Genomic DNA, 17,385 nt, shown 5'->3' with positions numbered 1-17,385 from the left:
GCCCCGGCATCGTTTGTCCATGAACAGCCAGCCGTCCAAACCATCAAAACCGCGTGTTCTTGCTTGCGGCGACACCGCGCTCGCCGTCGAGTTTGGCGCCACCATGGATGCGGACAGCAACCGCCGGGTTTTCGCGCTGGATCGCGCGCTGAACAACGCAGCCATCGCGGGCATCACCGAGACGGTGCCGACCTATCGCTCGCTTCTCGTGCACTACGATCCGCTCACGCTCGGCTTTTCCGAATTGAGCGACCGCCTCTCGGCGCTGCTCGACCAACCGGACTCGCTGGAGAGCCCATCCCGCCACTGGCGCGTGCCGGTCGCCTATGGCGGCGCATTCGGCATCGATCTCGATGACGTGGCAAAGTCACATGGCCTGTCGCCTGACGAACTGATCCGGCGACACAGCGCCCCGCGCTATGAGGTGGCGATGATCGGCTTCACACCGGGCTTCTCCTATCTTCGCGGCCTCGATCCCGCCATCGCCACGCCGCGCCGCCCACAGCCCCGCCTCTCGACGCCCGCTGGCACGATCTCGATCGGCGGCGTTCAGGCCGCTCTGCAATGTCTCGCCGGGCCGAGCGGCTGGCATCTTCTCGGCCGCACGCCGGTGCGCACCTTCGATCCGCGCCGCGATCCGGTTTTCCTCATCGAACCGGGAGACACCGTGACCTTCGCGTCGATCGGCCCGGCCGAGTTCGAGCGGCTTGAGCGGCTCGCCGAACATGGCGGGGCGGTCGCGGAGTTGATGACGTGAGCGTGCTCGAAGTCATCGCCGCGGGACCGCTGACATCGGTGCAGGATATCGGCCGCTTCGGCGCGCAGCGTTACGGCCTGACGCCGAGCGGCGCGATGGACCGCCTGTCGCTGGCCGCAGCCAATGCGCTGGTCGGGCATCCGCTCTCCGCGCCTACCATCGAGATCGGGCCGCTCAAGGCTGTCTTCGCCGCGCGAGGCGGCCCGCTGTGCGTGGCGCTGACCGGCGCGCTGCGTTTCGCCCGGACCGATGACAAACCCTGCCCGCTCTATCGCTCGTTCCTGCTTCGCGACGGCGACACGTTGACCCTCGATGCAGCCCGCAAGGGCATGTTCAGCTATCTCGCCGTCGCGGGCGATCTAAAAGGCGAGGCGATGTTCGGCAGCTTCTCGGTCAACGCGCGCGCGGGATTGGGCAGTCCCTATCCGCGCCCGCTGCAAGGCGGCGACCGGCTGACGTTCGACAACGCGATATCACTGCCCGACCGCACCATGTCTCCCCCCGTCTTCGGCGAAGGCGCGATCCGCGTGGTGCCGGGACCGCAATATGATGAGTTCGGTGCTTCCTCTAAAGTCTTCTTCAATTCGCCATGGCAAATCTCGCCCACCAGCGACCGCATGGGCTATCGTCTGGAAGGATCACCGCTCACTCACGCCGGAAACTTCAACATCGTCTCCGACGGCACGGTAGATGGCAGCATTCAGGTGACGGGCAATGGCCAGCCCATCGTGCTGATGAGGGATCGCGGCACCACCGGCGGTTATCCCAAGATCGCGACCATCATATCCGCCGATCTTGGCCGCTTTGCGCAAACCCGTCCCCGGCATACATTCCGTTTCGCAGAGATCGACGTGGCCGCCGCGCAGCAGGAGGCACGCGCATTTCACGCGCTACTGCAATCCCTGCCCGACAGAATCCGGAACAGCACATGACGATGCAGATCGACATCAATTCCGACATCGGCGAAGGCATGGGCGACGACGAGGCGATGCTGGCTGTCGCCACCAGCGTCAACATCGCCTGCGGGTTTCATGCGGGCGATCCTGATACCATGCGCAACATTGCGGCACAGGCCCGCACGCGTGGCGTACATATCGGCGCGCATCCCAGCTATCGCGATCTTGCAGGATTCGGTCGCACGCCGATGCCCGGCCTCAGCGCCAGCGAGATCGAGAACCTTGTCGCCTACCAGACCGGCGCACTGTGCGCCGTAGCTTCGCTCGCGGGCCACAAGGTCACGCATGTGAAGGCACACGGCGCGCTCTCGAACGCCGCTTGCGCCGACGCCATGATCGCCAAAGCCATCGCGGCGGCCATCAAGGCTGTCGATCAGGATCTCGCATTCATGGTGCTGCCCCACACCGAACTGGCCCGCGCGGCGGATCGCGCAGGCTTGAGACCAATCCATGAAATCTATGCCGACCGCGCCTATCAGGACGACGCGCAGCTTCTGCCGCGCAGCCAGAACGGCGCGGTACTGCACGATGCCGGCGAGATCGCGCGGCGCGTTCTGCGCATGGTGACGGAGCAATCCATCATTGCGGCTTCGGGAAAAACGATTCCGACGCCCGTCGATAGCGTCTGCGTTCATGGCGACACACTCGGCGCTGTCGACATCGCCAAAGCCGTGCGCTTTGCGCTGGAGCAAGGCGGTGTGACAATCTCGCCGTTCAATTCTCGGCCATAGCCATCTCACGGTGGGCGGCCTGTTCCGTGTCGGGCATCGTTTCCGCAACCAGCCGGCGCAATTCCGGAATGCAGGAGCCGCAATTGGTGCCTGCCTTGAGCTGCACACCAAGATCGAGATGCGAGCGCGCAGTGCCGGACTTCAACGCATCGCAGATCGTGTTGCGGCCGACACCGAAACAGGCACAGACAATCGGCCCGGTGTTCGCAGCCGTATCCGCCGTCTTTCCAGACAGCAGCAACCTGCGCTGGTCGGCTGAAAGCGTTTCTTCCGCAAATAGGTCCTTTGTCGCATCCCATTCGGTCACATGATCTGCCGGTTCGACAAACAGACAGCTCATCAGCTTGTCGCCATCGAATGACGCCGCCCGGTAAACACCCCCAACCGCATCGACGTAATTCGCGACGTCGTGTCCCATCGAGCGTTCGCCAAACCAGGCCTGCCACGGCACGCCGTGCTTCGCGGCGAACAGATACCCATAGCCTCCGGTCACCGCGACGCGCGTCCACCATGTGCCCGCAGGGAACGACAGCCTTTCGCGCGACAGGACAAAACCCTGTTGCGGATAGTCGCAAGGAAACAGATTGGCCGGCGTGGCCTTGTTTTCAGGCTGACCTGAATATGGGTCGGTGTGAGGCGCAACCAACGCGCCGACCCGCGCGGAGGATGATGTTTCATCGCTCCAGTGGATCGGCGCAAACAACATGCCGGGCTGCTGGCAATCCGTCACGACCACTTTGAGCACGCAATGGCCGAAATCGGTTTCGATTTTGGCAAATCCAGCATCGGTGACACCGGCAGCACGTGCATCACGCGGATGGATTTCGACAAAGGGAAAGCGCAGGTGCTGCCCAAGGCGCGGGCTGAGACCCGTCCTCGTCATGGTGTGCCACTGGTCACGGATGCGGCCGGTGTTCAACAACATCGGGCGCGCTACGGATTTTTCACCGCGCAGCACCGGAATTTCGGTCACGACGAAACGCGCGCGCTTGTCGTTGGTGTAAAACCCGCCTTCGGCGAAAAACCGCTCCGACATGCTCGCATCCGCGCGAGCCGGCCACAGGGCTGGCGTGATTTGATCGAAATCGCTTTCGGTGATCTCGGAAAATGCGCCGAGATCGAAATCGCGGGTGCCTTTATTCTCGAATGCAGAGAGGCGGCAATGCTCGCGAAAGATTTCCGCAGACGATTGATAGGAAAACGCTCGCTCATAGCCGAGCCGCTTGGCGACTTCGCTGACGATCCACCAATCCGGCCTGGCATCGCCTGCGGGAGCCATGAACGAACGCTGACGCGACACCCGGCGTTCCGAATTGGTCACCGTGCCGGATCGCTCGCCCCATGCCTGTGCCGGCAGCAACACATGCGCGCCCACATTGACGCTGTCGTTCGAGCGCACGTTATCCGAAATCACGAGCAGATCGAGCTTCTGCATCGCGAACCGCACGGCATCGGCATTCGGCAGCGACACCGCCGGGTTCGTGCCCATCACCCACAGCGCCTTGATCTCCCCGCGCCCGATGGCCTCGAACATCTGAACAGCCTTCAGCCCTTCATGGGTCGCAATGTGCGGCGCCTGCCAGAACCGCCGCACCCGGTCGATGTCCGGCGGCGTGAAGTTCATGTGTGCGGCCAACTGATTTGCGAGTCCTCCAACCTCACGGCCGCCCATCGCATTCGGCTGGCCCGTCAGCGAGAACGGCCCCATGCCGGGCCTGCCGATCCGCCCCGTCGCAAGATGACAGTTGATGATGGCGTTGACCTTGTCGGTGCCCTGCGCCGACTGATTGACGCCCTGGGAGTACAGCGTCACCACCTTTTCGGTTGAGGCAAACAGGCGAAAGAACGCCTCGACATCGGCTTCGCTCAGTCCGGTCGCAAGTGCGGTCGCCGCGATATTGGCGGCAATCCGGCGGGCCTGCGCCAACGCCTCCTCGAATCCTGAAGTATGATCTTCGATAAAACGGGAATCGATCGCACCCTGCGCTGCGAGGTAAACCAACGCACCACTGAAAAGCGCAGTATCGGTCCCCGGCTTTAATCCCAGAAAAAGATCGGCATCGCTGGCGGTATCCGTCCGGCGCGGATCGATGACGATGATCTTCGCGCCTCGCTTCTGCTTGTTCGCCAACATGCGCTGATACAAGATCGGATGACACCATGCTGCATTCGAGCCAACGAGAACGAGAAGGTCGGCCTCGTCGAGATCCCGATAATTGCCCGGCACCGTATCCGAACCGAAGGCGCGCTTGTGCCCGGCAACGGCCGACGACATGCACAGCCGCGAATTGGTATCGACATTGGCGCTGCCGATGAATCCCTTCATCAGCTTGTTGGCGACGTAGTAATCCTCCGTCAGCAACTGACCCGAGAGATAGAACGCGACCGAGTGGCGCCCATGCTTGGCAATGATGTGACGGAGCCGCTGCGCCACATGATCGAGCGCATCGTCCCACGCGACGGCCTCCATCTGGCCGTTCGAGCAGCGCACCATCGGATGCAACAGCCGCTCGTGAGTACCCAGCGTCTCACCAAGTGCCGAACCCTTGGAGCAGAGGCGGCCATAATTGGCGGGATGATCCGGATCGCCCTTGATGGTCGCTCCGCCCTTGCCGTCGGGCGTCGCCAGCACACCGCAGCCGACACCGCAATAAGGGCATGTGGTCCTTACGGCCGCCGGCGGAATTTCCATCGCACTCATCAATAGCCTTCGGTCAGTAGACGTCCTGCTGGTAGCGGCCCTTCTTCTTCAGGTCTGCCACGAAGGCGACGGCCTCGTCGGTCGAACGCGCGCCGAACTGGGACGCGATATCCACCAGTGCGCGTTCAACATCCTTGGCCATCCGCTTGGCATCGCCGCAGACATAAACGTGTGCGCCTTCCGCGAGCCACGACCACAGCTCTCGGCCAACCTCGCGCATGCGATCCTGCACGTAGAATTTCTCCTCGCGATCCCGCGACCACGCCAGCGACAACCGTGTGAGATGGCCGGACGACTTCATCGCGTTGAATTCGTCTGCATAGAAGAAATCGCACTCGCTGCGCTGGTGGCCGAAGAACAGCCAGTTGCGCCCCGGCGCCCCGGTCGCCTGCCGGTCGTGCAGGAAGGCGCGGAATGGTGCCACGCCGGTGCCGGGGCCGATCATGATGACCGGTGTCTGCGGATTCTCCGGCAACCCGAAGCCATGGGCCTTCTGGACGTAGACCTTGAGCGTGTCGCCTGGATTGATCCGTTCAGCGAGGAACGTGGAGGCGACGCCGATGCGCTTGCGCTTGCCGATCATGTAGCGAACGGTATCGACCGTCAGCGACAGGCGGCCCGGCGTCGCATTGTGCGACGACGAAATGGAATAGAGCCGCGGCTGCAACGGCTCCAGCGCCTCGATGAAGGCTTCGGGATGCGGCCTGACGCCAGCGAACTTCTGCAACGTCGCCATCACGTCGAGATGGGCGGCGTCGCCATCCGGGTCGTCGCCTGAAGCGAGCGCCCGCGCTTTCTCGCGGGCAGCCCCGCCGGTAATGAAGGAAATCAATTCGAACAGCGAATCCGGCGCGGGCGACAGCGACACATCCTCGTGCAACACATCGCGCAGTTTCTTGCCGTTGATCATTGTCTCGTGCGAGACGCCAAGCAGCGCGATGATCTGGTCCACCATACCGAGATCGTTGTTGGCGAACACGCCGAAGGAGTCGCCGACGACATAATCAAGGCCAGGCCCCGACAAATCGAACTCGATGTGCCAGGTCTCCTTTTCCGATCCCGGCTTGTTCAAAAGGCGCCGCGACAGGAAGACCGCCTCGACCGGGTTATCGCGTGAACGGCCCGGCTCGCCGGTAGCTTTGGCAACAGGCTCCGCCGCAGCCACGTCCGCCGCAGGCGATGGCGCAGCTGACGGTGCGCTCTCCAACTCCTCATACAGCGTCTTCAGCATGCGGGCGGTTTCCTTACCCCCCGGCACGCACAGGTTCAGGCGGGCTTCTTTCTTGCCAGCGATCGCCTCGGAATAATCATGGCAGTTGTAGCCGCACTGGCCGCAATCCTGCTGCGCCATCGCCGCCATCATTCGGCGGCGCAGCGGGCGGCCCTCCGCCAGCTTCATCCGCTCCGCGATCGGCATCGTCTGGTCGTGCCACGGAGCCTCACCATCATCGGCGTCTCCAGCCCCTTTCATCACCGCGGCGCCCTGCTCGGGCGACAGTGGCGTGACCGCGTTATCGAGCGATACCAGCCCTGCGAAGAAGCCGTTCAGCCACGACCGCTGTTCATGCGAAAACGGCGCCGTCTCCGGAATGATCTCAAGCTGGCTCGGAGGAGTTCTCTGATTCATCAGGCCGCTTCCATTTCAGTCATGCGCTTGAAGGCTTCGATCTCGGTCCGCTTGGCGAAATCGAGGAAGGTCTCGTCTCCCGACGCACGGTTGGCGACATAGGCTTTGAGAACGCGCTCGACAGTGCGCGGCGCATCCTCCGCCTTCACGTTCTGGAACAGTTCGCGGGCGATGGTCGCATCTGCCCCAAATCCGCCGCCGACCAGAAGATGATAGCCATCAACCGTATCGCCATCGTCGTTGACTGGGACGCGCGCGCCGATCAGACCGATGTCGCCGATGTAGTGCTGCGCGCAGGAATGATGGCACCCGGTGAGGTGGATGTTGACCGGCGTGTTGAGCGGCACGCGCTCGTCGCACCATGCCGCGATCTCCTCAGCATTTTCCTTGGTGTGCGCGGCGGCGAAACGGCATCCCGTCGCGCCGGTGCAGGCGATCAGCCCTGCCCGCAGCGCGGAGACTGTCACCGCGAGGCCGAGCGCCTCGATGGCGGCGATCGCGGTTGCGACATTCGCATCGGCAACGCCCGGGATCAGCAGGTTCTGCCAAACGGTGAGGCGAATATCGCCGCCGCCGTATTCCGCTGCGATCTTCGCAAGCCCCCGCATCTGTTCGGGCGACAATCGCCCGAGCTTCAGCGCGACACCGATCCAGTTCAGGCCGCTCTGCTTCTGCGCATGAACCCCGATATGCGCGAGCCGGTCATAGGCCGGGCGCGGAGCAATGGCTTCCGCAGGTACGCGCGCCAGCTTGCAGGCGAGCTTCTCCTCCACGGCGGCGAGAAACTTGTCGAATCCCCACGCATCCAACACGTACTTCAGACGCGCCTTGTTGCGGTTGGTGCGGTCGCCGTTCTCAATGAAGACACGCAGAATGGCGTCGGCAACACCGATGGCCTCCTGCGGCTTCAGGATCACGCCGGTGTCGCGGGCAAAATCCTTGTGGCCGGTGATACCGCCAAGGCCGAGCCGGAAATAGATACCGGGTTCGACACCGAAACCTTCACGTACCTCGACTGCCTGAAACGCGATGTCGTTGGTTTCCTCAAGCGTGGCGATGCGCCCTGCGCCATCGAACGCGACGTTGAACTTGCGCGGCAGACCATACAGCGATCGGTCGTTGAGAATGTGGAAGTGCCACGCCTTTGCGTAAGGGCGCGTATCGAGCAATTCCTGCGGATCAATGCCGGCGGTCGAGGTCCCGGTGACGTTACGAATATTATCCGCACCGGAGCCGCGCGAGCACAGGCCGATATCCTGTAGCCCCTCGATCACCTTGATCGCATTCTTCGGCTCGATCTCGCGGAGTTGCAGATTAGCCCGCGTGGTCACGTGGGCATACGGACCACCGAAATTCTCCGCGAGATCGGCCACGCCCGCAAACTGCCAGTGCTTGAGGATGCCATTCGGAATCCGCAGGCGGCACATGTAGGACGACTGTGTGGGCGCGACATAGAAGATGCCGTAATAGCGCCAACGGAAATTGTCCGGCGGCTTCGGGGCTTCGTTCAACTCGGCCTGTTTCACAAGCCGAGGATAGGCATCGAACGGATGTTCCTCACGCTTGATTTTTTCTTGATCGCTGAGCTTGCCGCCCGCCGCAACGACACGATCCTGCGCCTTGATGTGAATGGCATCGGGGCCGACCGGCTCGCTTTTTGCGGGCGCATTGCTGCGCGCAACCCGCGATGCGCTGAGCCCCGAAACGAAGCCTTCGAGATAGCGCTTCTGGTCTGGAGAGAAATCGCTGGACATGACTTAAGCAGCCTTTAGTTGAGCAAGCGCGCGACCGAACATCATGTCGCCGCGAATTGTGTCGATCGGAGCCGTTGTCCGGATGAGGTCGAGATACCAGAGCGCGTCCTGGGTATCGCCCACCAGCACCGCGCCGGTGAGATGACCGTCGGCGACAACCAGTTTCTTGTAGGTGCCGCGCCGCTCATCGTTGAACACCAGCGTTTCGCCGCCTTCGGCCGCGAGAAAATCACCGGCGGAAAAGACGCTCACGCCCGAAACTTTCAGATTGGTGGCAACAACACTGCCGGAGTAATCCGTCGGATTACCGGCCAGATGAGCAGCCAGCACCTTCGCCTGCTCATAGGCGGGCTCTACGAGCCCGTAGCAGGTGCCGCGATGCTCCGCGCATTCGCCGAGCGCGTAGACATTCTCCACGCCGGTACAAATCCGATCGTCCACGACGATGCCGCGATTGACCGGCACGCCCGCCTCTCTTGCAAGCGCCACGTTGGGCCGGATGCCCGCCGCGAACACGACAGCATCCGCCGCGATGCTGCGGCCATTCGCCAGTTCGATGCCCTCGACCCGATCCGCGCCTATAATCTGCTTTGTGTCGGCATCCAGCACAATCTCGATACCCTTGCTCTCCACCAGCCGCTTCAGGAGCGCCGCCGCCGGCGTATCGAGCTGACGCTCCATCAGACGATCCATCAGATGCAGCAGCGTTACCTTCGATCCGGCCTTCGCCAGACCGTAGGCCGCCTCAAGACCAAGCAACCCGCCGCCGACCACCGCGACGCGACGCTTCTCACCGGCGAGGGCAAGGAGCTGATCCACATCCCGGCTGTCGCGGAAGGTGTGCACACCGGGCAGGTTCGCGCCCGGCACTGCCAGACGCAGCGGCGCCGAGCCTGTCGCGAACACCAGTTTCGAGAATGGGACTTCCGTACCGTTGGCAAGATGCACCTTGCGCGCGGCAAGATCGACCGAACTCGCCGCGCAGCCATAGGTCACGGTGACACCGCGATCGCGCCACCACGCGGCTGACCTCAGTTCGATCTCCTGCGAGGTCGCCTCACCTGCAAGCACCGAGGACAGCAGCACACGGTTATAGGCCAAGCGCGGCTCGTCGCCGATCACGGCAATCGCGTAGCGCCCCAATGCCCGCTTCGCCAATTCCTCGACGAGCCGAGCGGCGGCCATGCCGTTGCCGATAATGACCAGAGGTTCGCTCATGCTGCGCCCCTCCTCACGCCGCCTCGACGAAGCGATGACGCTCGTACAGGAATTCAAGCACGCGCTGCCGGCACTTGAGGTAGACCGGGCTGGCCGCCAGCTCGAGCCGCTTGCGCGGATGCGGCAGCGGCACGTCCAGAACCTCACCGATGCGCGCGCTCGGACCATTCGTCATCATCACAATGCGATCGGACAGCAGAACGGCCTCATCGACATCGTGGGTGATCATCATCACCGTGTTGTCGAGCTTCTGGTGCAGGGCCATCACGGTATCCTGCAGATGAGCGCGCGTCAGCGCGTCGAGCGCACCGAACGGCTCATCCAGAAGCAGAACCTTCGGCTCCATCGCCAGCGCACGGGCAATGCCGACGCGCTGCTTCATGCCACCCGATATTTCAGACGGGCGTTTGTCCTTGGCATGGGCCATCTGCACAAGGTTGAGATTATGCATCACCCATTCGTCGCGTTCGACACGGGTCTTGGTCCGGCCGAACACCTTGTCCACGCCAAGCCGCACATTGTCGTAAACCGTCAGCCACGGAAGCAGGCTGTGGTTCTGAAACACCACGGCGCGATCCGGCCCTGGCGCATTCACTTCACGCCCCTCGAGCAACACGCCGCCCTGCGTCGCGCCGGTCAGCCCGGCCACGATGTTAAGCAGCGTGGACTTGCCGCAGCCGGAATGGCCGATGATAGAGACATATTCGCCGCGAGCGATCGTGAGATTGATGTCCTTGAGCACCTCCGTCGAGGCAGAGCCACGGGTGAAGACCTTGTCCATGTGATCGAGCTTCAGATAATCCTGCATCGCGATCTCCTTAAGACACTGATGTGCCGCGCGTGAAAAAGGCACCGATCATCGCAATCGCGCGATCGAGGATGAAGCCGACGATTCCGACGTAAATCAGCGCGAGAATAATTTCGCTGATGTGCGAGGAATTCCACGCATCCCAGATAAAAAAGCCGATCCCGACACCCCCGATCAGCATTTCAGCGGCAATAATCGCGAGCCACGACAGGCCGATGCCGATGCGTAGGCCGGTGAAGATGTAGGGCGCGGCCGACGGGATCATGATCTTCCAGAAAAACTCGAACGGATTGAGCCGCACCACGGCTGCGACGTTGCGGTAATCCTGCGGGATGTTGCGGATACCGACAGCGGTGTTGATGATGATCGGCCAGATCGAGGTGATGAAGATCACGAAGATCGCCGACGGCTGACCGTCGCGAAACGCGGCGAGCGCCAGAGGCAACCAGGCCAGCGGTGGAATCGTCCGCAACACCTGGAAGATCGGATCGAGACCGCGCATCGCCCAGACCGACTGGCCGATGAGCGTTCCGAGCGCGATGCCGACAATTGCCGCCAATGAATAACCCAGCGCGACCCGCTGCAGGCTGGCCGACAGATGCCAGAACAAACCTTTATCGATGCCGCCATTGTCGAAGAACGGATCGAAGATCAGATCCTTGGTATCCCTGAACACCTTCAGCGGCGGCGGCAGCGTCGCACCTGCGTTGCTGCACAGCAATTCCCAGACCACGAGAAATAGCGCAACAACGATGAGAGGCGGCACAATGCGCGCCGCTGCGGACTGCGCCAGCTTCCATGCCTTGTCGCTCCTTGGCCGACGCTTGATCTCCATTTTGAATACGGGCGCTGACTCAGAAGGTTCGGAGACCTTCACCGCAACTTCAGATTTAACCGCAGGCATGTTCATTACGTGTCGTCTCCCGGATCATTCGATGGGCCGTCCGCGCACGGGCGGCCCGTTGACATCACGCATCCACGCGCTTGATGGTCAGCGACTTCAAATACGCAGCCGGATTTTCAGGATCGAAAACCTTGCCGTCGAAGAACGTTTCCTTGCCGCGCGAGGTCGATGCCGGAATGTCGGCTGCCGCTACGCCGAGAGTCTTCGCCGCGTCCCGCCAGATATCCTCACGGTTCACCTTCGCGATCAGCGCCTTGGTGTCCGTGTTCGCCGGAATTTTGCCCCAGCGGATATTCTCGGTCAGAAACCAGAGATCGTGGCTCTGGAACGGATACGAGGCGTGATCGCGCCAGAACTTCATCAAGAGTGGGCTGTTCTTCTCCACGCGGCCGGTGCCGTAATCGAAATTGCCCTTGATCCGCTCATCGATGTCGCCGACAGGCACATTCATCCACTGGCGCTTGGCGCTGATCGTAGCCAATTCATCCTTGTTGGAATCCTTGTCGCACCACTGCAGTGCTTCCATCACCGCCATCAGAAGCGCCTTGGCGGCACGCGGGTTCTTCTCAACCCACGCCGCGCGCATGCCGAGAACCTTCTCCGGATGATCCTTCCAGATCTCGCCCGTCGTCAGCGCCGAGTATCCGGCCTTCTGGTGGATCAACTGCTCGTTCCACGGTTCGCCGACACACAGGCAATCCATGGTGCCGACCTTCATGTTCGCCACCATCTGGGGCGGCGGCACCACGATGGTCTCGACGTCCTTGTCGGGATCGATACCGCCCGCAGCCATCCAGTAGCGGATCCACAGATCGTGCGTGCCGCCGGGGAAGGTCATCGCCGCCTTGATCGACTTGCCGGCAGCCCTCTTCTTCTCGAACGCCGCCGCCAGCGGCTTCGCATCGAGCCCGACTTTCAGATCGGCATATTCATTGGCGACCGAAATACCCTGACAGTTCAGATCGAGCCGCGCGAGAATGTGCATCGGCGTCGGCACGTTGTTCTGCGTCACCGTTCCGGCCGATATCTGGTACGGCATCGGCGTCAGGATATGCGCGCCGTCGATGCCGTTGCCTTCGGAGCCGAGCACGAGATTGTCGCGGGTGGTGCCCCATGAGGCCTGCTTCTCAACCGTGACGTCCGGCATTCCATGCTTGGCGAAGAAACCTTTTTCCTTGGCGACGAACAGCGGTGCGGCATCCGTCAGCGCGATGAAGCCGAGTCTGGCCTTGGCCGTCTCCGGACCGGCCGTCTGGGCGAATGCGCCGCCTGGAAAATTCAGGCGGACCGCCGCCATGAGCGCCGCCACCCCTGCACCTGCTTTCAGGACCGCACGGCGGCTGGTGGATTTTCCGGTGACGTAAGTGCTGGATTTGCTCATGTCGCTGCCTTCTGAAATCGCTCTGCGTCAGGCATCGACACTGGATGGGAGGCCCGGCCGTTCCTGACCACCTCCAATAATCAACTTCCATGCCAATCACTGGCATGATAAATTATCTTTATATTTCAACATTTTAATTCGATTTTAGATGCACCGTGCGATTTCCTGGAAAACGCACCGCTGCTCATCATTTCAACGGAACTGCTCACAATTTGCGCACTGCACAAACGTTCAGCGAGTCGCATGCAGCATGGCCAGAAGCGTCACGACGGCGATCGCCAGAAGCACCGACACGCTCTGCCAGAGCAGGACCGGATTTCGCTCCAGCAACGGCGTGGCAGATGCTTCGCGGAAAGCGGGGTTGGGGTGGCGAAGGTCGAACACAAAAGCCGACAGAGCGTCATATCGGGCCGCCGGATCGGACTGGACGGCCTTTCGCAGCGCGCCATCGACCCACAGCGGAATGCCACGCTCCTGATTGACCGCAGATCGGTATCTGAGTTTACGCTGCAAGGCGCGGGTCCGCGCCCGTCCCGCCGCCGGGCCGAACGGCAAATGTCCCGTCAGCATCTGATAGGCGATCACACCCAGAGAATAGAGATCGGACTGCGGCGAGCCTGCCGCGCCGAGAAAATATTCGGGTGCGGTGTATTGGACCGTTCCAAGGATTTCACCATCCAGTTCGGGCATCGTTTCGGCAACGCCAGCGACGCGGGTTGAACCGAAATCGATGATCCTGACCGTGCCGGTGGCATCGATCATGATGTTGTCAGGCCGCAGATCCTGATGCAGCATTTCCTTCTGATGGAAAGCGCCGAGGCCCTTGGCGATCTGCTCGACGATCTTGCGGACGGTTTCAAGATCGGGCCGCGGGTTGTCGATCATCCATTGCGAAAGACTCTTCCCCTCGACAAATTCCATCACGACATAAAGATAGTTTCGGGGCCGCGTTTGCGCCTCCGGTTTCAGCACATATGGGCTGTCGATCCGCCGCGCGATCCACCCCTCCATCGCGAAACGCCTGCGATAGGCCGGATTCTCGCCAAGATCGATGGATGGCGTTTTGAGAGCGACGAGGCGATCCGTCGTCATATCTGTCGCGAGATAGATGTGACTGCGGGCGCTGGCATGGATTTCGCGAATAATGCGATAGCCGTCGAACTCCGCTCTTGCCTGCAATAACGGCGGCAACGGCAGATCCGAGACGTGAAGCAATTCATCGGCCTGCGGTTCAGGCAACCGATCGACCCGAATAATCTGGATCGTCAGATTATCGTCGCTGCCGCGATCGAGCGCCGTCTGGCCTATGATGCGAGCTGCCGCATCGAGATCGCCCTTATTGGCCGCTATCATTTCAACGATCATGCGCGGAGGTACGCATTCATAAATGCCGTCCGTCGCCAGAACAAAGACATCGCCGGGCGTAAGCGGGACGGCACGGTAGTCGATCTCGATCTGCGGATTCACGCCGAGGGCGCGCCCAAGATAACTCTCGACCGACGACAGAACGACGCGATGATCCTCGGTCAGTTGTTCGAGCGCGGCTCCCGCAATCCGATAGATCCGGCAATCGCCGATATGAAAAAGATGCGCGGTGGTCGATTTGAAAACAATCGCACTGAACGTGCAGACATATCCCTTGTCGCTGTCGTAGGGGTGCAGCCCTCGCCGCGTCTGCGCATGAAGCCATGAATTCGTTGCGGCGATCACCCGCCGCGCCGATGTCTTCACCGACCATGTCTCGGACGTGCAGTAATAGTCGGTCAGGAAACTTTTGACGGCGGATTCACTGGCGATCCGGCTGACATCGCTGCTGCTGATCCCGTCCGCTATAACGGCGGAGATGCCCTTCATCGACAGCAGCGGCTCGTCCGGAATCAGGACGCCGTGAAAATCCTGATTGGAATCCTTGCGCCCCTTGTCGGAATACTGACCGATGGACAGGCTGAGGATCGACATGGGCGTTATCATAACCGAAAGAGCCTCCCCTGAAAAAGGGAGGCTCTTTCCTTCATCGCGATCAGGCGACGGCGCGAAGCTCACGCTTCGGCGCAGTCTTCACGTGGGTCGCATACAGCGTCAGGCCAGTGAAGGACAAGCCACCCACGAGATTGCCGAGTGCTGTCGGGATCTCGTTCCAGATCAGATAATCCATCACCGAGAACGGCGCATGCAGCATCAGGCCCGCCGGAAACAGGAACATGTTCACGACCGAGTGCTCGAACACCATGTAGAAGAACAGCATGATCGGCATCCACATCGCGATCACCTTGCCGCTGACGGTCGTCGAGACCATCGCGCCCACCACGCCGGTCGACACCATCCAGTTGCAGAGCATGCCACGCATGAACAGCGTGATCATGCCCATCGCACCATGCGATGCATAGCCGAGTGTGCGCGCCTCGCCGACATTCCCGATCACGGCTCCCACCTTATCGGGCGCCTGCGTGAAACCGTACGTCGTCACGAACGCCATCATGAAGGCGACCGTCACAGCGCCCGCGAAGTTTCCGGCGAACACCAGACCCCAGTTTCGCAGCACTCCGCCGAGCGTACAGCCCGGCCGCTTGTTGAGCCACGCCAGCGGCGCCAGCACGAACACGCCTGTCAGCAGGTCGAAGCCGAGCAGATAAAGCATACAGAAACCGACCGGAAACAGGATGGCGCCGGCCAGCGGCTGTCCGGTATTGACGTTGATCGTCACCGCGAACCACGCAGCAAGTGCGAGAATGGCCCCCGCCATGTAGGCACGGATCAAGGTATCCCGTGTCGACATGAAGATTTTGGATTCCCCTGCGTCCACCATCTTGGTGACGAATTCCGAAGGTGCGAGATAAGACATCGAAGCTCCTCTGTGGTTCATCGCTGGAACCGGCGCGGCCCAGCAGCAAGCCTCAACCGAACGGCATCGGCTCGCTGACAGGTCTCGATTGACCCACCCCTTGCAGAGCAATCACCGTGCCAAATGCTTCAAAGCGGCGCAGATCGCGAAATTGTGGGCGTCGAATTGGTCAAGGGCGCATGCTGATGCCCGTCTGACGTTTGGAGATGCACGATGTCGAAGCATTCGCCCATGCTTTGGGCACGGCACTTCCGGAGCAGAGGGCCGAAAACACGGAAAATGCCTATTTCGTAGGGAGATAGTGCCTTGAAATGACCCACGATCAGGGATAGCCATCCGCTTTCAACGGACCCCCTGATCATGACCACGGCCAGCGCGCCCAAAATCAGCTTCGTCTCCCTGGGATGCCCCAAGGCACTGGTGGATTCCGAGCGCATCATCACCCGCCTGCGCGCGGAGGGATATGAGCTTGCCCGCAAGCACGACGGCGCGGACATCGTCATCGTCAACACCTGCGGGTTTCTCGACAGCGCCAAGCAGGAATCGCTCGGCGCGATCGGCGAGGCCATGGCGGAAAACGGCAAGGTCATCGTCACCGGCTGCATGGGCGCCGAGCCCGAGCAGATCGAAAAGGAATATCCGAACGTCCTGTCGATCACCGGCCCGCAGCAATATGAAAGCGTGCTGGATGCCGTGCATCGTGCCTTGCCGCCGATGCACAATCCGCATCTCGATCTCGTGCCGCCGCAGGGCATCAAGCTGACGCCACGGCACTATGCCTATCTGAAGATTTCAGAGGGCTGCAACAACCGCTGCACCTTCTGCATCATCCCGAAGCTGCGCGGCGATCTTGTCTCGCGTCCGGCGAGCGACGTGCTACGTGAGGCAGAGAAGCTCGTCGCGGCCGGTGTCAAGGAATTGCTGGTCGTCTCGCAGGACACCTCGGCTTACGGCATCGACATCAAATATGAGTCGAGTCCATGGAAAGACCGCGAGGTCCGCGCCAAATTCCTCGATCTTGCGCGTGAGCTTGGCGAACTCGGCGCATGGGTGCGGCTGCAATATGTCTACCCCTACCCGCATGTCGACGATGTCATTCCGCTGATGGGCGGCAACATCCTTCCCTATCTCGACATTCCGTTCCAGCACGCCAACACCGAAGTGCTCAAGCGCATGCGCCGTCCGGCCGCGCAGGACAAGACGCTTGCGCGCATCCACAAATGGCGCGAGCAATGCCCCGACCTCACGCTGCGCTCGACCTTCATCGTCGGCTTTCCGGGCGAGACCGAATCCGAATTCCAGGATCTGCTCGACTGGCTCGACGAGGCGCAGATCGACCGCCTCGGCTGCTTCAAATACGAGCCCGTCGCGGGCGCCACCTCGAACACACTCGACAAGCCCGTGCCTGACGAGATCAAGACCGTGCGCTGGAACGCGCTGATGGCGCGCCAGCAGAAGATTTCCGCGCGTCGCTTGAAGCGCAAGGTCGGCACCCGCCAGCAAATCATCATCGACGAGATCGGGCCAAGCGTCGCAAAGGGCCGCTCTAAGGCCGACGCGCCGCAGATCGACGGTTCGGTCTATGTCGCGAGCCGCCGTCCGCTGAAGGTCGGCGACATCGTTACCGCGAAGATCGAACGCGCGGACGAATACGACCTGCACGGCAGCGTTGTGGGGTTTTAAATCGTCATTGCGAGCGAAGCGAA

General features: G+C 61.6%; 13 protein-coding genes. 4 read left to right on the top strand and 9 right to left on the bottom strand.

The genetic code is table 11. The features are described from left to right. Window positions 1-19 precede the first annotated feature (19 nt). From pxpB to AFIC_RS08590, 3 genes are read left to right on the top strand one after another with little or no spacing between them, the layout of a single operon-like run. Window positions 20-757: a 5-oxoprolinase subunit PxpB gene (gene pxpB / locus AFIC_RS08600; protein WP_275245840.1), complete on the top strand. Its 738-nt coding sequence runs from the start codon at window positions 20-22 to the stop codon at window positions 755-757. Next, a complete protein-coding gene (locus tag AFIC_RS08595) occupies window positions 754-1,689 on the top strand; it encodes a 5-oxoprolinase subunit C family protein (RefSeq protein WP_275245839.1) in 936 nt (311 codons plus the stop codon). Before pxpB ends, AFIC_RS08595 begins: the two co-directional genes overlap by 4 nt. Before the next feature lie 2 nt (window positions 1,690-1,691). Continuing rightward, window positions 1,692-2,444, top strand: a complete 753-nt coding sequence (locus AFIC_RS08590; RefSeq protein WP_420833386.1) for a LamB/YcsF family protein — start codon at window positions 1,692-1,694, stop codon at window positions 2,442-2,444. On the opposite strand, the gene AFIC_RS08585 is transcribed toward AFIC_RS08590, so the two are convergent. The 9 genes from AFIC_RS08585 to AFIC_RS08545 all read right to left on the bottom strand — a co-directional run bounded on the left by AFIC_RS08585 (window position 2,428) and on the right by AFIC_RS08545 (window position 15,679). Continuing rightward, on the bottom strand, window positions 2,428-5,145 hold the full coding sequence (locus tag AFIC_RS08585) for a nitrate reductase (RefSeq protein ID WP_275245837.1): 2,718 nt from the start codon (window positions 5,143-5,145) through the stop codon (window positions 2,428-2,430). The two genes, AFIC_RS08590 and AFIC_RS08585, sit on opposite strands and share 17 nt — an antisense overlap. 13 nt (window positions 5,146-5,158) lie before the next feature. Beyond that, a complete protein-coding gene (locus AFIC_RS08580) occupies window positions 5,159-6,772 on the bottom strand; it encodes a sulfite reductase subunit alpha (RefSeq protein WP_275245836.1) in 1,614 nt (537 codons plus the stop codon). Beyond that, window positions 6,772-8,526 (bottom strand): NirA family protein, encoded by a 1,755-nt coding sequence (locus AFIC_RS08575; RefSeq protein WP_275245835.1) that lies wholly within the window; start codon window positions 8,524-8,526, stop codon window positions 6,772-6,774. The genes AFIC_RS08580 and AFIC_RS08575 overlap by 1 nt, the downstream gene beginning before the upstream one ends. Window positions 8,527-8,529: 3 nt before the next feature. Then, a complete protein-coding gene (locus AFIC_RS08570; protein WP_275245834.1) occupies window positions 8,530-9,744 on the bottom strand; it encodes an NAD(P)/FAD-dependent oxidoreductase in 1,215 nt (404 codons plus the stop codon). A 13-nt stretch (window positions 9,745-9,757) separates the two neighbouring features. Further along, entirely contained in the window at window positions 9,758-10,552 is a 795-nt protein-coding gene (locus AFIC_RS08565) for an ABC transporter ATP-binding protein (protein ID WP_275245833.1), read from the bottom strand. A 10-nt stretch (window positions 10,553-10,562) separates the two neighbouring features. After that, entirely contained in the window at window positions 10,563-11,462 is a 900-nt protein-coding gene (ntrB, locus tag AFIC_RS08560) for a nitrate ABC transporter permease (RefSeq protein ID WP_275245832.1), read from the bottom strand. A gap of 58 nt (window positions 11,463-11,520) precedes the next feature. Next, window positions 11,521-12,837: a CmpA/NrtA family ABC transporter substrate-binding protein gene (locus AFIC_RS08555; protein WP_275245831.1), complete on the bottom strand. Its 1,317-nt coding sequence runs from the start codon at window positions 12,835-12,837 to the stop codon at window positions 11,521-11,523. Window positions 12,838-13,068: 231 nt separating this feature from the next. Continuing rightward, window positions 13,069-14,796 carry a bifunctional protein-serine/threonine kinase/phosphatase gene (locus AFIC_RS08550; RefSeq protein WP_275245830.1) on the bottom strand — a complete coding sequence of 576 codons (1,728 nt, stop codon included), beginning with the start codon at window positions 14,794-14,796 and terminating at the stop codon, window positions 13,069-13,071. Between the two features lie 61 nt (window positions 14,797-14,857). Further along, window positions 14,858-15,679, bottom strand: a complete 822-nt coding sequence (locus tag AFIC_RS08545; protein WP_275245829.1) for a formate/nitrite transporter family protein — start codon at window positions 15,677-15,679, stop codon at window positions 14,858-14,860. Window positions 15,680-16,039: 360 nt separating this feature from the next. Between AFIC_RS08545 and rimO the strand changes: the two genes are divergently transcribed. Continuing rightward, window positions 16,040-17,362 (top strand): 30S ribosomal protein S12 methylthiotransferase RimO, encoded by a 1,323-nt coding sequence (rimO, locus tag AFIC_RS08540; protein WP_275245828.1) that lies wholly within the window; start codon window positions 16,040-16,042, stop codon window positions 17,360-17,362. Window positions 17,363-17,385: the final 23 nt, after the last annotated feature.

Origin of the sequence: [Pseudomonas] carboxydohydrogena, assembly GCF_029030725.1 — a bacterium.
GTDB lineage: Bacteria > Pseudomonadota > Alphaproteobacteria > Rhizobiales > Xanthobacteraceae > Afipia > Afipia carboxydohydrogena.
The sequence above is the reverse complement of the archived record's forward strand: the minus strand, read 5'-3'. Positions and strand labels throughout refer to the sequence as shown.

Bases quoted from the DNA above. Each gene is read 5' to 3' on its own strand.
- AFIC_RS08575 (WP_275245835.1), bottom strand. From the start codon at position 8,526: ATGTCCAGCGATTTCTCTCCAGACCAGAAGCGCTATCTCGAAGGCTTC.
- AFIC_RS08570 (WP_275245834.1), bottom strand. From the start codon at position 9,744: ATGAGCGAACCTCTGGTCATTATCGGCAACGGCATGGCCGCCGCTCGG.
- AFIC_RS08555 (WP_275245831.1), bottom strand. From the start codon at position 12,837: ATGAGCAAATCCAGCACTTACGTCACCGGAAAATCCACCAGCCGCCGT.
- AFIC_RS08545 (WP_275245829.1), bottom strand. From the start codon at position 15,679: ATGTCTTATCTCGCACCTTCGGAATTCGTCACCAAGATGGTGGACGCA.
- AFIC_RS08590 (WP_420833386.1), top strand. From the start codon at position 1,692: ATGCAGATCGACATCAATTCCGACATCGGCGAAGGCATGGGCGACGAC.
- AFIC_RS08550 (WP_275245830.1), bottom strand. From the start codon at position 14,796: ATGTCGATCCTCAGCCTGTCCATCGGTCAGTATTCCGACAAGGGGCGC.
- pxpB (WP_275245840.1), top strand. From the start codon at position 20: ATGAACAGCCAGCCGTCCAAACCATCAAAACCGCGTGTTCTTGCTTGC.
- ntrB (WP_275245832.1), bottom strand. From the start codon at position 11,462: ATGAACATGCCTGCGGTTAAATCTGAAGTTGCGGTGAAGGTCTCCGAA.
- AFIC_RS08565 (WP_275245833.1), bottom strand. From the start codon at position 10,552: ATGCAGGATTATCTGAAGCTCGATCACATGGACAAGGTCTTCACCCGT.
- AFIC_RS08580 (WP_275245836.1), bottom strand. From the start codon at position 6,772: ATGAATCAGAGAACTCCTCCGAGCCAGCTTGAGATCATTCCGGAGACG.
- rimO (WP_275245828.1), top strand. From the start codon at position 16,040: ATGACCACGGCCAGCGCGCCCAAAATCAGCTTCGTCTCCCTGGGATGC.
- AFIC_RS08585 (WP_275245837.1), bottom strand. From the start codon at position 5,145: ATGAGTGCGATGGAAATTCCGCCGGCGGCCGTAAGGACCACATGCCCT.